Origin of the sequence: Streptomyces sp. NPDC050422, assembly GCF_044458665.1 — a bacterium.
In the GTDB taxonomy this organism is placed as follows: Bacteria; Actinomycetota; Actinomycetes; order Streptomycetales; family Streptomycetaceae; genus Streptomyces.
Window position 1 is genome coordinate 1 of record NZ_JBITIE010000043.1, and the last position, 16,697, is coordinate 16,697.

11 protein-coding genes and 1 pseudogene are annotated in these 16,697 nt (G+C 66.8%); 8 read left to right on the forward strand and 4 right to left on the reverse strand.

Going from position 1 to position 16,697, the window contains the following annotated elements; all coding sequences use genetic code 11:
* Positions 1-100: 100 nt before the first annotated feature.
* Positions 101-457 (reverse strand): tetratricopeptide repeat protein, encoded by a 357-nt coding sequence (locus ACIBJG_RS37790; protein WP_399314752.1) that lies wholly within the window; start codon positions 455-457, stop codon positions 101-103.
* A 142-nt stretch (positions 458-599) separates the two neighbouring features.
* Between ACIBJG_RS37790 and ACIBJG_RS37795 the strand changes: the two genes are divergently transcribed.
* Complete coding sequence (locus tag ACIBJG_RS37795) at positions 600-1,565, forward strand: pirin family protein (RefSeq protein WP_399314753.1); 966 nt, start codon at positions 600-602, stop codon at positions 1,563-1,565.
* Positions 1,566-2,034: 469 nt separating this feature from the next.
* Positions 2,035-2,184 (forward strand): annotated as a pseudogene (locus ACIBJG_RS37800) (IS5/IS1182 family transposase); the annotation flags it as partial.
* Positions 2,185-2,901: 717 nt separating this feature from the next.
* On the opposite strand, the gene ACIBJG_RS37805 reads toward ACIBJG_RS37800, so the two are convergent.
* A complete protein-coding gene (locus tag ACIBJG_RS37805; RefSeq protein WP_399314754.1) occupies positions 2,902-4,956 on the reverse strand; it encodes an ATP-binding protein in 2,055 nt (684 codons plus the stop codon).
* A 1,931-nt stretch (positions 4,957-6,887) separates the two neighbouring features.
* On the opposite strand from ACIBJG_RS37805, the gene ACIBJG_RS37810 reads away from it, so the two are divergent.
* On the forward strand, positions 6,888-8,744 hold the full coding sequence (locus ACIBJG_RS37810; RefSeq protein ID WP_399314797.1) for a SpoIIE family protein phosphatase: 1,857 nt from the start codon (positions 6,888-6,890) through the stop codon (positions 8,742-8,744).
* 634 nt (positions 8,745-9,378) lie between these two features.
* On the opposite strand, the gene ACIBJG_RS37815 is transcribed toward ACIBJG_RS37810, so the two are convergent.
* Both ACIBJG_RS37815 and ACIBJG_RS37820 read right to left on the reverse strand, forming a co-directional pair.
* A complete protein-coding gene (locus tag ACIBJG_RS37815; protein ID WP_399314755.1) occupies positions 9,379-9,882 on the reverse strand; it encodes an SAM-dependent methyltransferase in 504 nt (167 codons plus the stop codon).
* Between the two features lie 72 nt (positions 9,883-9,954).
* Complete coding sequence (locus ACIBJG_RS37820) at positions 9,955-11,340, reverse strand: Tat pathway signal protein (RefSeq protein WP_399314757.1); 1,386 nt, start codon at positions 11,338-11,340, stop codon at positions 9,955-9,957.
* A 415-nt stretch (positions 11,341-11,755) separates the two neighbouring features.
* Here ACIBJG_RS37820 and ACIBJG_RS37825 point away from each other — a divergent pair, with 415 nt between their 5' ends.
* The 5 genes from ACIBJG_RS37825 to ACIBJG_RS37845 all read left to right on the forward strand — a co-directional run bounded on the left by ACIBJG_RS37825 (position 11,756) and on the right by ACIBJG_RS37845 (position 16,692).
* Positions 11,756-12,130, forward strand: a complete 375-nt coding sequence (locus tag ACIBJG_RS37825; RefSeq protein ID WP_399314758.1) for a hypothetical protein — start codon at positions 11,756-11,758, stop codon at positions 12,128-12,130.
* Between the two features lie 383 nt (positions 12,131-12,513).
* Positions 12,514-13,119 (forward strand): class I SAM-dependent methyltransferase, encoded by a 606-nt coding sequence (locus ACIBJG_RS37830; protein WP_399314760.1) that lies wholly within the window; start codon positions 12,514-12,516, stop codon positions 13,117-13,119.
* Between the two features lie 56 nt (positions 13,120-13,175).
* Entirely contained in the window at positions 13,176-13,895 is a 720-nt protein-coding gene (locus ACIBJG_RS37835) for an HAD family hydrolase (protein ID WP_399314762.1), read from the forward strand.
* Entirely contained in the window at positions 13,892-15,745 is a 1,854-nt protein-coding gene (locus ACIBJG_RS37840) for a hypothetical protein (RefSeq protein WP_399314763.1), read from the forward strand. The genes ACIBJG_RS37835 and ACIBJG_RS37840 overlap by 4 nt, the downstream gene beginning before the upstream one ends.
* On the forward strand, positions 15,742-16,692 hold the full coding sequence (locus ACIBJG_RS37845) for a thymidylate synthase (protein ID WP_399314764.1): 951 nt from the start codon (positions 15,742-15,744) through the stop codon (positions 16,690-16,692). The genes ACIBJG_RS37840 and ACIBJG_RS37845 overlap by 4 nt, the downstream gene beginning before the upstream one ends.
* Positions 16,693-16,697 lie beyond the last annotated feature (5 nt).

The following is a 16,697-nucleotide window of genomic DNA, read 5'->3' on the forward strand; positions in this document are numbered from 1 at the left end:
GGGGTGTGGGGTGTGGTGGTGGGCCGGGCGGGTTGTTTTACCCCGCGGGGGGGGGGGCCCCCCCCGGGTGGGGGGGGGGCGCCCCGGCCGCGTGCGGCGGTCAGGCAGTACCTGCCGGGGTGAAGTCCCCGGACAGCGCGGCCGCCATCCGCAACTGCGTGTCCGCTTCGGCCTGCCGGCCCTGACGCTCCAGCGTGCGGCCGAGCATCAGCCGTCCGTACTGCTCGACCGGGTCGAGTTCCAGCACCGCGCGCAGTTCCGTCTCGGCCCGGACGAGCCGCGCCGAGTGGTAGTAGGCCCGCGCCAGCAGCAACCGCGGAGCGACCTGATCCGGCACCTCCTCGACGAGTCCGCCCAGAATCCGGGCCGCGGTCATGTACTCCTTCGACTCGAAGAAGAACTGAGCGCGGTCCCAGCGCTCGGCGGCGGTACCGAACTCGTAGTAGGTGTCGCTCATGTGACCTCCTCGGTCGAGGGTGCCGCCGGGCCGCTCCCGTACGTATCCACACGCCTCAACACGCATCGATGGTTTAACATTCCACTAAATGTTCGGCGTGGGTGCCGTCCGCCCGGAGCCGCACGGGAATAGGTTGACCGCCATGAGCAATCTCGATCGCCAGGCCGCACTCTCCGTCTGTGGAGGGCGGGGTTTCGTCGTCGCCGAACCCGTACGCGAACTCCTCGCCCCGCGCCATGTCCGGCTCGGCGAGTCCACCGAGGTCCGCAGACTGCTGCCCAATCTGGGCCGCCGCATGGTCGGGGCCTGGGCCTTCGTCGACCACTACGGCCCCGACGACATCGCCGACGAACCCGGGATGCAGGTGCCGCCCCACCCTCACATGGGGCTGCAGACGGTCAGCTGGCTGCACGAGGGCGAGGTCCTGCACCGCGACAGCCTGGGCAGCCTGGAGACGATCCGCCCGCGCGAACTCGGACTGATGACCTCCGGCCGAGCCATCAGCCACTCCGAGGAGAGCCCCCGGCCGCACGCCGCGCTGCTGCACGGCGCCCAGCTCTGGGTCGCCCTCCCCGATGCCCACCGCAACGTCGCGCCGCATTTCCAGCACCACACGGACCTCCCGGCCGTCACCGCCCCCGGCCTCACGGCCACGGTGATCCTCGGCACCCTCGACGGCGCCACCTCGCCCGGTACCGCGTACACCCCGATCGTCGGCGCCGACCTCGCCCTGAGCCGGGGGGCCGAGGCGCGTCTCCCGCTGGACCCGGACTTCGAGTACGCCGTGCTGTCGATGTCCGGCGAGGCGGAGGTCGACGGTGTCCCCGTCCTGCCCGGCTCGATGCTCTACCTCGGCTGCGGACGCACGGAACTCCCGCTGCGCGCGGAGTCCGACGCCGGCCTGATGCTCCTGGGCGGTGAGCCCTTCGAGGAGGAGATCGTCATGTGGTGGAATTTCGTGGCCAGAACCCAGGACGATATCACGCATGCGCGTGAGGACTGGATGAACGGCGATCGGTTCGGCACCGTACGTGGCTATGACGGTGCGCCGCTCCCGGCTCCCGCACTGCCCGCTGTGCCCCTGAAACCGCGTGGACGGGTGCGCTGAGCTGCGGGTTCTTACGGGTTCTTGGCTTTGAGATGTGCCCGATCGCGCCTGCGTCGTTACTGTGGGCGGGAGAGGTCTGGAAGCGGCTGAGAGTGCCTCAGAGGAAGGCCTTCCGCTGGACCGGCGTTCCCATGTGTGCCCGCGTCTGACCTTGTGTGCCAGGACGAATGCTGACTCAATGCTGACTTTTCTGATTGAGTGTCAGGTCGCCTCGACTGCTGATTGAGGCGACCGGGGCTCCGGGATGCCCCTCGGGTGAACGGTCTGGCCGACGAATGGAGAAGCTGCGGTCCGGTCAAGCCGCCGTGGGCTGCCGTAGCAAGAGGAGCTGTCCACGGCCAGGGATTACGTTGTGTGCTGATGGCTCAACGGCAGCAATTCACGGACTGTGAAACATGGTGACCGTGGAGACCCAGCCGGGAGTGATGGATCGAACTTGTCCCGGCTCAAGCGGTGGAAGCGCCGAAACAATAGCAGTCAGGCCAAGATTCGCTGCCTGGTCGAGCAGGCCATGGCAGTCCTGAAGAGCTGGCGGCTCCTTCGGAAGCTCCGGTGCAGCACCAATCGCATCACCGTGATTATCCAGGCCGTACTCGTCCTCCATCGCGAGGCAGCGTGAGGTTGGAAAGGGCTCACTGTCCCGGCGAAGGTTCTGGTGGCGCCCAAGCAGCACGTGGAACACGTCGTCGCGGACATCGACGATCCGACATTCCATCGGTTGATGGCGGTCATGCGGCTGGTGGCATTGGCCGTTGAAGCTGTCGCGGCACCCGAGCGTACCTACCTGCTTTCGTTGGGAAGCCGGACGGCGCACCGTCACCAGGGAGGGCCGACGGGCCGTCGAGTTCGTCTACCTGATCACCAGCGCGGATGCCCTCACCGCGCCGTCGGCACTCCTGGCCACATGCGTGCAGTCACACTGGGAAATAGAGAACCGCCTGCAACGCGGTGCGTGATCTCATCGGCGGCACAGCAGCATCCTGGATCAGGCGGAGCTGGCGGCCGATGTACTCCTCGAAGAGATAGCCGGTCTCCTGCAGAAATCCCGTTCCGAAGGGCCTTTGGCCCGTGTGGTCGATGACGGCCGTGGTCGCCTTGCGCCAGACCCTCGCCACCCGTTACGACAAGACGGCCACCATCTAGCTCGCCGGACTCTACATCGCCGCCATCTTCCTCTGGCCGGAGAGATGATCCGAAAGAAGCTGCCTAGTTCCCCCGCCGACGCGGGGGTTTGCCGCTCAGGGGCTTCGGCCGCGATAGAGCCGAGGAGCGTCCAACGCGCCGCCACACGCTGATCGCTGCTGTTGGGAGGCTGGAGCGAGGCGACGATAGAGTCTCAGGCCCTTGGCTGGAGCTCTGTCTTCGCGCCTACTTTCACACCAGGATCCGCTGCTGCGTTCGTCGAGCCCGAGACGCCAGCTCCGGTATCGCCTGTCTGCCCGTCACGCGGAGCTGGCATCAGAGCGTCTGGAAGGTACGGGAAATGGGAGTGACGCAGGTAGTCGATTGCCTGCTCGACCGACGGGTCATGGTCGAAATGCTCCTTGAAGTACTGCAGGCGGCCCTTACTCTCGTCGATCAGCTCCGACCATGTCTTGACCCAAACACGGACGGTGTATTCGTTCTCCTTCAGATCCCAGATGCACCCGCGGGGCCTTCCCGCCTGCCTGGCTTCCGCTCTCAGGACCTTGCTCATCTCTGAAGTGACGAGCCAGAAGTCCCACTCCGCCCCGACGTCGGCGAACTGGGCGTCCTCGACCACGGCGAGCGCGTAACTCTTGATCTGCTGGAGCTCTTTGTCACCCACCTTGACCTTGGGTGCCTTCAACTCCACGACCAGATGCTGCTGTCGGTCGTGCTCGCGCCTGGATCTCGACAGCATGAGGTCGACGATCCCCACCGATCCGTCTTCTCGGTACACGGGCTGAGGGCTCCGGTTGTCCCGCCCGAGACGGCCGAGGTGACGATCGAGCACCTGGTCGAGGGAGCGATCGCTCACGAGCAACTGGTAGTGCTCGCCGAACACCCACGTCTCGTTCTCAAGGATCTTGTGGAGCTGCGACCTCTCCTTGACGAGCTTCTTGACCTCCGGATCGAAGACCATATGGGAGAGGGCCGCGAGGAAATCCAGCCTGTCCGTAACGCTCGTGGACGCCCTAATGATGCTCGACAGGCTCGTACGGTTCAGGAGGCGATCGAGCTCCGACTTGTCGTCGCTCGTGAGGCGGAAGACCTCGTCGAGTATCCGGTTCACGTTGCTTGGCTGATGCTTGACCGATTCGCGCAGCAGGGCGAGCGTGGCCTTTTGATGCTTCGCCGGCCGAGGCATGTGGCGGTGAATGGTGGACGCCACGATGTCGAACGTCTCCCGTTCGACCTTCTCGGCCTCGCTTGTCGGCTCGGCGTCGTACGGGTAGAGACCGGCATCCTTCCACTGGTCGACCACCTCCTTGCGGCGCTCCACGGCCCGCTTCCGGAAGTACGACCTTAGGTGTTCCCGCGTGGCGGCCAGAAGCGATGCCACCGGGCCGTCGGACGCTTCGCCCAGCAGGAAGTCGCCCCGGTGCTCCGTCATCCGGCCCCAGAGGACGTAGGTGGTGAAATCGAAGCCAGGCGCCTGGATCCTCGTCTCCGTGATGTCGACTGGGACGCCGAGGGCATCGCACAGATGGAGCTCGCGTTCCACCCGCATGTCCCATTCGATGATCCGGACGACAGCGGTCTCCATAGCACCGTCGTGCTCGAATTCGACGCGTTCCTCGGACTGCTTCTGGATAACCGCGGTGGGGTCGATCTTCTCCCCGTCGAAGACGATCTCGACCCTGGGGTACCTGGCCAGGTACGGAGCGAACTCCGTCGTCAGCAGACTCCGAGCGCGATTGGCGGTGAGGCGGTCCAGGACCACCGACTGCCGACCCCAAGCCTCGACCAGTGTTCCCGTCGGTTCGTGCGTGGGCGTGGAGTCGCCGATCTGGAAGTCGTTGCGCGAGGCGTTGTGCGCCGTGACCGTTGTCTTCCGCAGGCCGTCAAGTCCCTTGGCGACGGTGGTCCACCTGATGAAGGCGCCGAGGGCGAACGCCCGGAGACGGCCTTGGCCCGCACGGCCGTGCAAGGGGCGGCCGCCGACCGTGGTGTGGCTGTGCTTCTTCCACGAACCACCGATCTTCTCGAAAGCGGTCGTGCAGCCCTCAGGGGTGATGCCCTCCCCGTCGTCCGCAATCATGGCCTTGTCCACCGCACCAGTGGCCGACCGCTCGATGGTTACCGTGACCTTGGTGGCATCCGCGTCCAGCGCGTTCCAAATGAGCTCCTTCACGGCTCCCACGGGATCGTGCTCTCTCGCCAGGCGCTCAACATGGTCTTCGGCCGCTTCCAGGTGCACACGTCTCATCGCGCCAGTTTTGCAGGACTTGATCACTCTGGGTAGAGGAACGTCAGCTCTTTGTGAGGCCCTCTACTGGCTCGGACGTACGCCACGGCCGGTCAGGGATTCCCTCCTCAGCCTGGTGAGAAGCGGTGTCGGAGCTGTCGTGACAGTTTCGAGATCTCTTCGGGCCGCGTCGAGCTGGTTGCCGGACATCGGTTCGGTGAGCCGGCTGACCAGCCCCATCTCTGGGTCACAGCGGTCACGTGAGGGCGGTCCCGTCACGGCGGCTCGGAGCAGGCTCGTCGCTGCCATCGCCATCGGCGGTCTCCCCTGCTCAACGCCATGCTGTTAGAGCAACTCGATGAACGCCAGACGCTTGGCCGCCTGCGCGCCGAGTGTGAGCATGTCCCGCCCCTTTCACCGGACACCAGGAGACTATCCGCGCCCATTCGAAGTGCCCGGCAGTGCGAGCACACCATCACTGCCTGCACTCGTTCGCACCCTGACAATCGAAGCGGGCTGAGCACCAAGCTTCCAGTGGCTGGCGTCTTCGGACACCCGTCACAGTGTCGTCGTCGTTCGACGCACCCTGCGGCCGTCGGGCTGGTGGCACCGCACGCCGAGCTGGCCCGGCGCATCGCCTGCTCTGCTGATCGGTGCGGTTTACAACTGTTGCTGGAGCCACCAGAAGCCGAGACCTACGAGGCCGGCCCCAGTGGCATAGGCGGCACCGCGGAGAGCGCTAGAGAGCAGGGCAGGACGTCGGCGCAGAAGCCAAGCCCTCGCATGGTGAGCTCGCCGTGAGGGGTCCGTCGTTGGGCCGGTGTCGTGGCTGCTGTGCACGATGCACTCCGTTCCTTCGGTGATGTGCGGAAGTCCGGTGGGGCTGGAAGCTACGCCCGCAGCCGGACGTCGACTGGCGGTATGCGCCTGCCGGCGGGCAAATTGATGATCCACCTGCGACGGGCCCCCATGCGTGGGTTGGATGTTGTTCTGCTGACAACGTCGGGTTGTTCGCAACATCCCCTGAAGGGACATAAAGGGTGACTGCTGTGAAGCGGCCGGGCCGTCCATGGGCGGCGGCCAGGGGGCCCTGCACCGAGATCAATGATCTTGTGGGTATCGTCAGGTCGTGGCTGGACGAAGCGGAAATGCGTGTTCCGGAGTTACACGCTCAGCTTGTCGCGGATCACTTCCACGACGGAGTGGTTCCCCCACTGAGGAAGTTGCGTGAACGGCTCGCTGGCGACGGCCTGACATGGGACCTGGTTGAGGCGGTTGCAGACTCGTGTTTTCACCACGAACCGCAATCGGTGACAACCCGTCGCATGGAACCCGCTCGAACTCTGTGGGAGGCAGCTCAGGCTCGGCCCACTGTGATAGCCCCCGACGGCGAACCTGCGGTATCCGTACGAGAAGTCTTCCAGGCGCAGGAACGAGCCCTCAACGCACTGGAAGAGCTCAACCGAGTACGCAAGGCGTATGAAACCAGCGAGCGAGCCCGTAACCAGTCGCTGCAGGTTGCCACAGTCCTCTTCAACCTTCTCGGGCAGGCGCAGGCACAAATTTCCGGTCTCACGCGGCGTCTGGATGCAATGACCGCAGCCCCGAGCAGCCCAGGCATCGCGGACACCGGAACCCTGCAGCACCGCCTGGGACGCGCCACAGCACAGCGCGAAGACCTGCAACTTCACCTCGCCCGAGCAGAAACCGAACGGGTACGGGCTCAGGCCGTCGCAGATATGGCGGCGCGCCGGATTCTCGTACTGGAAGCCGAGATTCAGGAACTCCGGACCGCAGGCAATCCAGGCTTCTCACCCGAGGCGGCCTCCAAAATCGAACTTCCCCAGCAGTTCACCGGCCCTTCCGACGAGGACAGCACCCTTGACCAGGTAGACGAAGCGCTCCAAACCGCCCGTTTTCTACTCGACCGTGAGCATGACACCGTCGACGAAATTGCCGACGAGCTGGGGTGGCGTAGCTCTCTTGCGGACCCACAGCAAGGACTCGGGCCGGAAGTCCTGATTCCTGAAACTCTCGAGGTCGACAGATGGGCACCCAGTGAAGAGGGATTATCCCGAACAACCCTGAACAACCGCCCCACCAGGGTTGATGGGCCGGGAGCCGAGCTAGTCGTGCGAAGAAATTCAGATCGATTCCGGTTCGTTGGCGCCGCGACCCGACGCATCTCCCGTGGCATCGACCTGGACGAGATCGTGCTGGGCCTGTGCAGAGCGAGCGTGCCAGCGTTCTCCGATGCCGTACTCGTCTATCTCTGTGACCAGATCCCGGTCGGCAACGAACGGCCAGCCTTCCCGCTCGTGTTGCGGCTGCGTCGCTTGGAACAGCGGGAAGGATTGGCTGGCGAAGCTGAAACCATCGATTGGCCCGTGCTCGAAGTGAGCGAGGTCCGCCCGAACAGCGCACTGGCTGAGGTGCTGCGTGGCGTACGGCCGGTGTTCGGGCATTCCGCTGTTGCCCAAGCTGCCTTTCTCGAGCTGATAGGCCCCGATCGAACCGAACCCACTGGACGCCATACGATTCTGGCGCCGCTGCGCGGGCGACGGCGGGTGATCGGTGCCGCTGTTTTCCTGCGCGGAGCCAGGCGGCCCGCCTTCGAGTTGGACGATCTACTGGCCGCCGCTCAGCTCGCTACCCAGACCGCACTCGGTGTCGACAAGGCCGTGCTGTACGGCCGTGAGGCGTACTTCGCCGACGAGCTCCAGCGCATCATGCTGCCCGACTCACTTCCCCAGCCCACCGGGGTCCGGCTCGCCTCCCGCTACCTCCCCGCCGCCCAGACGGCCCGGGTCGGCGGCGACTGGTACGACGCGATTCCGCTGCCCGGCAGCCGGGTCGCCCTGGTCGTGGGCGACGTCATGGGCCACTCGATGACCTCCGCGGCGATCATGGGCCAGATCCGTACCACCGCCCAAACGCTGGCCGGGCTCGACCTGCCGCCACAGGAGGTGCTGCATCACCTGGACGAGCAGGCCCAGCGTCTCGGCAGCGACCGCATGGCGACGTGCCTGTACGTGGTGTACGACCCGGTCGCGCACCGCGTCACTATCGCCAACGCCGGCCACCCGCCGCCCATCCTGCTCCACATCGACGGTCGGGCCGAGGTACTGAAGGTGCCGCCAGGTGCCCCGATCGGCGTCGGCGGGGTCGGCTTCGAGGCAGTCGAGCTGGACGCACCGGCAGGGGCCACGCTCCTGCTGTACACGGACGGCTTGGTGGAGTCCCGGGCACGGGATGTCTGGACGGGCATCGAGATGCTTCGAGAGCGGCTCGCGGCCGCCGCAACCCAGCTAGCCAGTCCGGACCAGCCACCGCCGCTGGAGGCTATCTGTGACGACGTGCTGGCCGTGTTGGCGCCCGGCGACCGGGATGATGACATCGCGCTGCTCGCCGCCCGCTTCGACGGGATTGCGCCAAGTGACGTCGCCTACTGGCTCCTGGAGCCAAACGACCAGGCACCCAGGCGGGCCCGCAAGCGGGCCCGCAGGGCGCTCAGTCGATGGGGGCTCGACAACATCGCGGACGTGGTGGAGCTCCTGGTCAGCGAGGTCGTGACCAACGCCGTGCGGTATGCGGAGCGGCCGGTAACCCTGCGGCTGCTGCGGACCGACATCCTGCGCTGCGAGGTCGGCGACGACTCACCGCATCTGCCCCAGCAGCGGCGCGCTCTGGAAACCGACGAAGGCGGGCGCGGGCTCTTCCTGGTCAACCGGCTGTCCAGACGGTGGGGGGCAACCAGGCTCTCAGCTGGCAAGCTCGTGTGGTTCGAGATGAGTCTGACACCAGAATGAGCAGCTCTCCCTTACGGACGTGCCGGGGCCAGCTCGGGAACGATGGCCAGGCACCGAGGATCCAGCGTCGCCCCGGCGGCCGGGAGCTCTCAGGCCCGCTAGGTACCCAGCGCGCCGATCGTCGCCCCAAGTCCGATCGACTCGTGCCCGTTGCGTCGCGCCGTACGAACCGACGTCTTCGACTTCACGGTGGCCGCCGCTATTCTTCGTGCTGTCTCCATCGCGGGCGACCGTGTAACCAGCCAGCCCCAGCGGGCCTATGCCCTTGCCTTCACCCACCCTGGCCGCAGCTGATGAGGATCTGGTGGAGGATCTCTTCGCCTTCAGCGGACGCGCGCCGCGCAGGATGGCCCCGTACATCACGTGGGAGAAGTCGGGCACCTGTTGGGCGAGGGCGCGGTGGCTGTCCAGCAGCAACTGCGTCACGCAGCCTGCGGTTCTCCCGCCGCAACGCGGCCAGACCTGCGAGCTCACTGCTGGTCAGCCCGTTGCGCTCGCCCGCGTCGACTTTGGCCTGCTTTACCCAGTCCCGCACCGAAGGCTTCTTCTTCCCCCATGCTCTCGACGATGGGCGTCCTCCCGGGGCTGAACCCCAGATCTCGACTGCCCGTCAAAGCGAATCAAGCCCAGGTGTTTACGGTGCTCCGTCAGGTGTGGGCCGATCGCTCGCGTCCGCCCAATAGCACGGATCGAGCATTTCTCCGGGCCAAGCGGGTTGACGAACAGGGCCCTGGGGTCCCATCTGCTGAAAGTAGGGTGCCAGGTCAAGCACGGGAGTGCCGTTTACGGCATCGAGGTCGGTGACGAGGAGGTCTCGGCCATCCACGTCGAGCAGACGCGGGTAGCTGACCGCGAGCTGATTCGGCCTGCGGTGATTGCGGTGGACGAACGTCCCTGTCGCCGGCCACCGCGGGTTTCCTCGCGGGCTCCGTGCATGCAGTTGCACATCTTCGGGATTTGCCAGATGGAAGCGCCAGGTCACCGTCAGGTGCGAGAACTCCTCGATTCCCTGAAGCGTTTCGAGCGGATACGTGCTGTGGACGCGGATGATGGAATGCACGCCACCCTGGTGATCGTCCAGGACGCGCTCGTGGCCCCCTACGATGGTCGCGATCGAGCTGACCTCGTATGTAGTCACCGTTCTTCGCTCTCCCTTCGCGCTACAACTGGTAATGCGGGCCGACGGCGGTCCGACTGCCGAGTTATGCGATCACCCTATGGTGCGCAGGATTTCGCATGCGCGGCGGTCCAGTTCCGCAACGTGCCGGCCACCGCGCTTCCGGACGGGTGAGAGGTCGCTCTGCATGCGAACGATTACGTCGCGTGCCCTGCCGGAGCGGATTCCGGCCATGGCGTCGAGAGCTTGGTTCCAGGTGGAGCAGGCCTCGTCCAGGTGTCCCTGCTTGACCTGGACCGCGCCGAGGTATCCCAAGGTCACGCTGTGGGTGCGGGCAAAAAGCTGACGGCGGCGGGTTGCGACGCTTCGCTGGAAGTGAATCTCTGCGTCACGGGTCTGGCCGAGGTCGCGGAGGGCGCAAGCCGTCTCGTGGGCGAGCGATGCTTCCTGGAAGAATCCGACGCGGTTTGGAGCTTCGTCGGTGTCGGCGTGGGACAGGTCCCGTTCGGCTCGGCGGATTGCGCTGAGGGTGCCGGTGTGGTCGCCAGCTGCCGCGAGGGCACGTGCATACACGATGCTGAGTAGGGCCCGTTCCCTTGGACCGGCTTGGCCGTAGCGTTCGCTCGACATGGAAGCGCTTGCCAGGTCAAGAGCCCGCTGGGGGTGGCCCAAGTCCACGGCTTGGTGGGCGAGAGCTCGCAGGATATGGCCGCTGAGCGGTCCGTCGTCCCCTTCGGCCGCGATTCGGGCCGCGAGGGTGAGGTAGCGCTGAGCGGTACGGTGCTCGGAGGCATCGAAGGCCATCCAGCCTGCGAGGTACGTCATTTCTGCGACGGCAGAGTATGTCTCGCGTCGCATCTTCTCGGTGATGAAGTGTCTACTCAGCAGAGGCACACCCTCCTCCCGCAAGTACCCCACGAGCGCGCGACGCCCTCTGCCGCCGCCACGCTGCTGGTCACGGGCGGAGAAGTAGCTGGTGAGGTCGCGCAGATCATCGATGTCCTCCGCCAATACCCGTCGGGAGGAGGCAGCTTGCCGGCCCTTTGCGGCGGCAGGGGCGGCTTCCCACCAAGCTGCCGGCGGAAGCGAAAGGCCAGCTACGGAGTAGGCGGTCGCTGCCAGCATCTTGCGTCGATGCATGTCCAAGTCGTCGCTTCCCAGTTCGGCTAACAGGGTCAAAGGGTCGACGCTCCAGTCGGAACCGCCTTCCGACTGCCCGGGGACGGAAGCGAGCCCGATCTCCCCCGAAGTCACACGGCGGCCGAGCTTGCGGGACAACGTCTCGCAGAGGATATGGGGTGCCTGCCCGCTCGGGCGCGTGCCCAACACCCACATCGAGACATGCGAGCGCGAGACTCCCACCAGGTCTCGGGCCCCGCACTCGGACGCAACCCGGACAAAGGCCGCCGCTGCCTGCGTCTGCGACCAGCCGGTTTCCGCGAGTACCGCAGCGAGAGCGCTGTTACGTGTACGGGCCATGGCGTGCCCCTCGGTTCCTAAAAGATCTTTGGCGACCTTGGCGGCCCTGACAGCCGCTCAGGGATGTCCCTCTCCGCGAATCCGCGGTTGGCTCAACGTAGTCGCCAGATCACGCACTTTGTACTTCGTCTGCGCCACTCACCCCGTTCCGCACGCAACTTGGCTGGACCCAGATGGGAGTTTCGTCATGCCTCGTTCATCGTCATCTACGACGACCCACCGTGATGTGCCCACGGAGATGCAGACGCCCGCTGACCTGATGGATGCCGACAACTCTCGGATCCGAAGCTGGCATCAAGGGCCCTCCACGCTGGAACGTCCGTCGAGTAGCGGGCAGCTTCGTTGGCTTCGTCAGCAGTTCCACCGCGAGGCCACCGAAAGGTACGAGCGTCACGCCAGTGATCGCCAACTCCGCGTGCTGGCATACAGCTTGGTGCTGGGCCGGGGTGCGAGCCCGGACGAGGACTGGAACACCCTCCAGGCCGAGGCCGAGCAGCGCGGATACGCGATAGGAGCACGGCTTCACGACGTGGCCGTCCCCGTGACCACGACGTACTTCCCCGGCTCGCGCACCAGCCGTGGCGTCTACACGCCACCTTGGAAGCGTCCTGGCTGGGGCGAGGTAGAGCGACTGATCCGAGGCGGCTTCGCGGACGGCGTGATCGCTCTCGACCGGCACAACATCAGCTCGGATGACGACGAGTACCACGCCGTAATCAAGGAGTTGGGCGAGCGGTACCAGGCGTTCGTGCACCTCGTGATCCCTGATAAGCCGGACGCGCCGACTTGAAGGCATCCGCTGCTCTGGATGGATGCGAAGGGCTGGGGCTGGAGACAGGTCAGCGCCCAGGTCCTCCTCATCGCCGCCGTGTTCGCCGTGCTCGCCATCACCTACCACTACACCTGACCAGGGGGACCAGCATGACGTTCGAGGGGCACACCGACGGGGCGCCGCGAGTCCTACCGCGCCGTGACCATGGCGAGGCCCTCCTCGCCATCCAGGACGCTGCCCCGGGACCGCCCGGCGAGGCCGGGCTGGACCTTCACGCCGGTCCCGCCGGCGAGATGCGCGATGGCGGCTTCGATCTCTACCGCTTCCGCCGCCTTGCATGTCTCCCGGCCTCTGGGGGAGTGGCGTCTTCCAGCTCTGCCCGGATTCCCTCAGGACGAGGCATGACGACGGCCGTGGACCACCTCAGCTCCGCCCAGTGGGATACCTGGTACCGCGAGGGCCGCGCCGTAGACCGCCTTGTGACCGCCTCCGAGACCGAACGATTCCTCCAGCACATCACCCCGTCCGCCGGGTCGTCCGTGCTCGACGTCGGTTGTGGCATCGGCCGCTTCAGCAGGCAGCTTGTCCACTGGGGGTACGACGTGCTGGGCCTGGACTTCTCGTCGGCGGCGATCCAGACCGCTCAGAGACAAGGCACCGGAGATCGATTGCGTTACGGCGTCCACGACGTTGACGCGGACGCGATCCCGCCCCAGTTGCCGCCCGCCTCGCTCGATCTCATCGTCTGCCGCAACGTCCTGCCGTTCATCGATCACCAGCGCTTCATGGTCGGAGCACGACGGTGGCTGCGGCCCGGCGGGCAGTTGTACGTCCTCGTACGCGTCTGTCCCGGGCGCGGAGCCGAGCCGGACGAGAGGCCATGGCAGCGCGGCTTCACAGAGGAACAGGTCCAGGCCCTCCAGAACGGGTGGGCCGAGCAGGAACGCTGCTGGCTCGGCAGGCACACCGCTCTCTTCCTGTCCGGCGAGTGCAGCCGGCCTTTGTGACACCGGATGGTCGCACTCGCCCGCTACCGCATCCCCTTCCTCGAGGAGATCTCGCTGTGACGACCCACTCGATCCCTCCGCCTTCGTCTGTCTCTGCGCCGACGAAGCGAACCTCCTCCGGTACGTCACCACGTGCCCTACTCCTCGACCTCGACGGTGTCCTGCTCGACACCCGGCCGGTCATGGAAAGGGCGTGGCGTGAGGTCCAGGCGACTCACGGACTCGACATGCCGTTTGCCTCGTACGAGCCCCACTTGGGGCGCGAGTTCATCGACATCATGCACCGCCTCGGAGTGGGGGACGCCGAGCTCGTCAATGAGACGTACGAGACGGCGTCCCGGTCCGCCTCCCACCTCGCCCGGCAGTTCGCCGGCATCGCGGAGGTCCTCCATGCCTTCGCTGCCGCGGACTGGCGGCTGGGAGTCGTGACGTCAAAGCCCTTGGACCGCGCCGCACCGCTTCTCGCTCAACTCGGTTGCCCCTTCGCGACGGTTCGCACGCCGGGCAACTTGGGCCGCGCGAAGCCGGCACCGGACCCGATCCTGCTGGCGCTGATCGACCTGGGGGTAGATCCCTCTGAAGCCACGTACGTGGGGGACATGGCGGTCGACCAGGAGTCGGCGGCTCGCGCCGGCGTCGCGTACGTCCACGCGGGGTGGGGGTACGGGCAGCCCGCCTCACCCCCTCCGGAGATCCTCGCGTCTCCGCAGGAACTGCTGCAGCTCCTCCACTCCGTCGAGCCGTCCGAACCCTTCATCGAGGGGAGCCTGGTGTGAGCATCCGTCCTGCCGGCGGCCTGGGCCTGGTCCGTTCTGACCTCGGTGGCCAGCCCCGATGGGCTCTCGTCGGCACCGGTGCCCTCGGCCACGTGCAGACCGAGTGCATCAAGACGGCTGAGCTGGAGGCCGCCCCCCTCGACCGAAAAGAACTGCGTCATCTTTTCGAGACCGTCATGGCCGCCCTGGAGAATTACAGCGCTGCGCTCGTCTCGACGCCTGGTGGGGCCAGCTGGTTGCATGTGCAGCACGTTCCCGTTCGGCGCTTCGTGGCCGAGGTATTGCGCAAGTTGCTGGCCCTGAGCGCCTGGGAGCCGTTCTCGGCAGCTCCGGGGCCCGTGGCCCTTGCTCCGTACGAAGGGCTCGTCGGTCTGCGTTCGAGCAGCTCAAGGGAGTACCTGGCCTACACCGTCACCTGGTCCGGCATCGCTTACCTGCTCGGAGCGGCGGCACCGTACAACCCCTCCCGCTCCGCCCAGTTACGCAACCTTGCCCGGGCCAGCACGGCGAACACCCAGCCGAGTCCGCGCCCCTCGCGTCTACGGGAGAGAGACGTCGTAGCGCTCTCCTGGTCCTCCCGGCACGCCGCCACCTTGATGCCTGTGCTCGTCGAGCTGGAGCGCGACGGGCGGACGAGTTTGATGCTCGACCTCGCCACCGACCCGGCGGAGCGATGCCCGGCACCGGCGACCACGGGCATCGACCTGTGCACATCGCCGAGCGACCTCTTCACCCTTTCCGGCACCGCCGTGGACCTCCACCTGCCCGAGGACCACCACACCGTCCGCATCAAAGACCACTCCGTCCAACTTGCGCGACTCGTAAGACTCTTGTCCGTACTCCTGGAATCCAGCGGCGGGTGCACACAGCCCTCGTGGCGGGCCCTTGTCCAAGCGGAAACGTGGCTGGGCGGTGTCCTCGCCGCGACCCGACCACATACCGTCCTCCTCAGCAACGACACCAGCCCGCTGGGCGCACTGGCCCTGCACACGGCCGAACGCCACGGCGCGAACACGGTCCACGTCCAGCACGGGGCGTGGACGCCGGAGTCGGTCGCATGGCCGGCACTGCACAGCCGCCACATCGTCGTGATGGGGGAACGGGACCGCCCGCTGGCGACAGCGTGGATGCGCCACCCCGCCGCCGAGGTGCACGTGCTGGGGCAGCCCCGCTTCGATGCGCTCGCGGACCTCGGCCGTGAGGCGCAGCGGCGGTACCTGGAGAAGGTGCTGGCTCCCGGCAACCGCCGCGCTCCTGCCCGTATCGCGGTATGGGCCTGCCAGCCGTTCGGCCCCGATCGACTCAAGGCCCAGGCAGACCTTCTCCTGGACGGACTGCGTGAGGCGGACGGCGACTGGGGGCTCGTCATTGCCCCGCATCCGGCACAGAGCACCGACGGCTTCGCCCCACTGCTGCGGAGCGACGGAGGGCCCCGTGTGGCCGTCGCCGATCCGCGTGTTGGCGCCCGCGGCTGCCTCGCCGGTGCCAACGCGCTGGCGAGCGCGTACTCGACGTGCGGGATCGAGGCTGCTCTCCTCGGCGTCCCGGTTCTCGAGATCGGTTCGCCGGGCGAACGCACGCTGGACCTGGCCATTCATGGCCTCGCGACGCGGTGCAGAAACGCTCACGACGTCGCCGAGGCGCTCTCCGCACTGCGCGATCCACACCCGCCCGGCTCGCAGACGGCCACGGACGCGGTGTGCCGGTGGCGCGGCAACAGCGCGGCCCAGGTCGCTCGCCTCATCACCCAGCGCGCCGAAGCCCGCGCCACGTCTTCCGATCACGTCCACCACGATGCCCACGGCTCGGACTCTGTGCCGCTTCAGGGCGAAGGAGTCCCTGCCCGATGACGCACCTCACCGCCGACAGCATGGCCGAGCTGTTCTCCGGCGCCATCACGCTGGCCAAGTCCGGCGAGAGAGTCAGCCCCCGGGGCATGGCAACCCGGGAAGTCCGCGACGTCCATCTCCTGCTTACCCAGCCGCGCGCCCGTCTGCTCTACGCGCCCCCGGCCAGGGTCGTGAACCCGGCCTTCGCGGTCGCCGAGACCGTCTGGCACCTGTCCGGCTCCGACGCTCCGTGGATCTTCGACTACAACGCGCGGCTGCGGAAGTACGCCGACGACGGCGTCCTGCTCGGCGCGTACGGGCCCAGGATGCGGAACTGGGGCGGCAAGGTCGACCAACTGTCCCGCGTCGTGGAGATCCTCAAGGAGGACCCCGACTCCCGGCGGGCCCTGATCCAGTTGTACGACCCGGCCCAGGACGCCGCCGGGCACAAGGACGTGCCCTGCACCCTCGGTTTTCACTTCCACCTGCGCGCCGGCCGCCTGCACATGGCGACCACGATGCGCGGCCAGGACGTGTGGATCGGCATGCCGTACGACGTGTTCTTCTACACCGTGCTGCACGAGCTGGTTGCCGGGTGGCTCGATGCGGAGTTGGGCGAGTTTCACCTGCACGTTGGCTCCCTGCACATTTATGACCACCACGTAGAGCAGGCCGAGCAGTTGACCTCGCTGGCGGCGAGCCCGGTCATGCCCGACCTGAGAACGCCGTGGAAGGGCTTCGGCGGCCTGCTAGACCAGATCGAGGCCCGCGACGTGACCGGCCATCCTGGCTGGGACGCGATGTCCGAGACGCTGCGCAGCTACCTGCTGTGGAAGGACGGACAGCGCACCCAGGCGTGGCGGGCTGCCGTCGGGATCGACGGCCCCCTCGGCCAGGCCCTCACTGCGTGGTACGGCGAGCTGGAACGTCGCTCGTCCAAGATCGCCGCGACAGTCGGGGCGAGGTGACGGCC

What these genes read in the sequence shown, in the direction of transcription:
- ACIBJG_RS37820 (WP_399314757.1), bottom strand. Translation starts at nt 11,340, where the DNA reads ATGGCCCGTACACGTAACAGCGCTCTCGCTGCGGTACTCGCGGAAACC.
- ACIBJG_RS37790 (WP_399314752.1), bottom strand. Translation starts at nt 457, where the DNA reads ATGAGCGACACCTACTACGAGTTCGGTACCGCCGCCGAGCGCTGGGAC.
- ACIBJG_RS37830 (WP_399314760.1), top strand. Translation starts at nt 12,514, where the DNA reads ATGACGACGGCCGTGGACCACCTCAGCTCCGCCCAGTGGGATACCTGG.
- ACIBJG_RS37795 (WP_399314753.1), top strand. Translation starts at nt 600, where the DNA reads ATGAGCAATCTCGATCGCCAGGCCGCACTCTCCGTCTGTGGAGGGCGG.
- ACIBJG_RS37845 (WP_399314764.1), top strand. Translation starts at nt 15,742, where the DNA reads ATGACGCACCTCACCGCCGACAGCATGGCCGAGCTGTTCTCCGGCGCC.
- ACIBJG_RS37805 (WP_399314754.1), bottom strand. Translation starts at nt 4,956, where the DNA reads ATGAGACGTGTGCACCTGGAAGCGGCCGAAGACCATGTTGAGCGCCTG.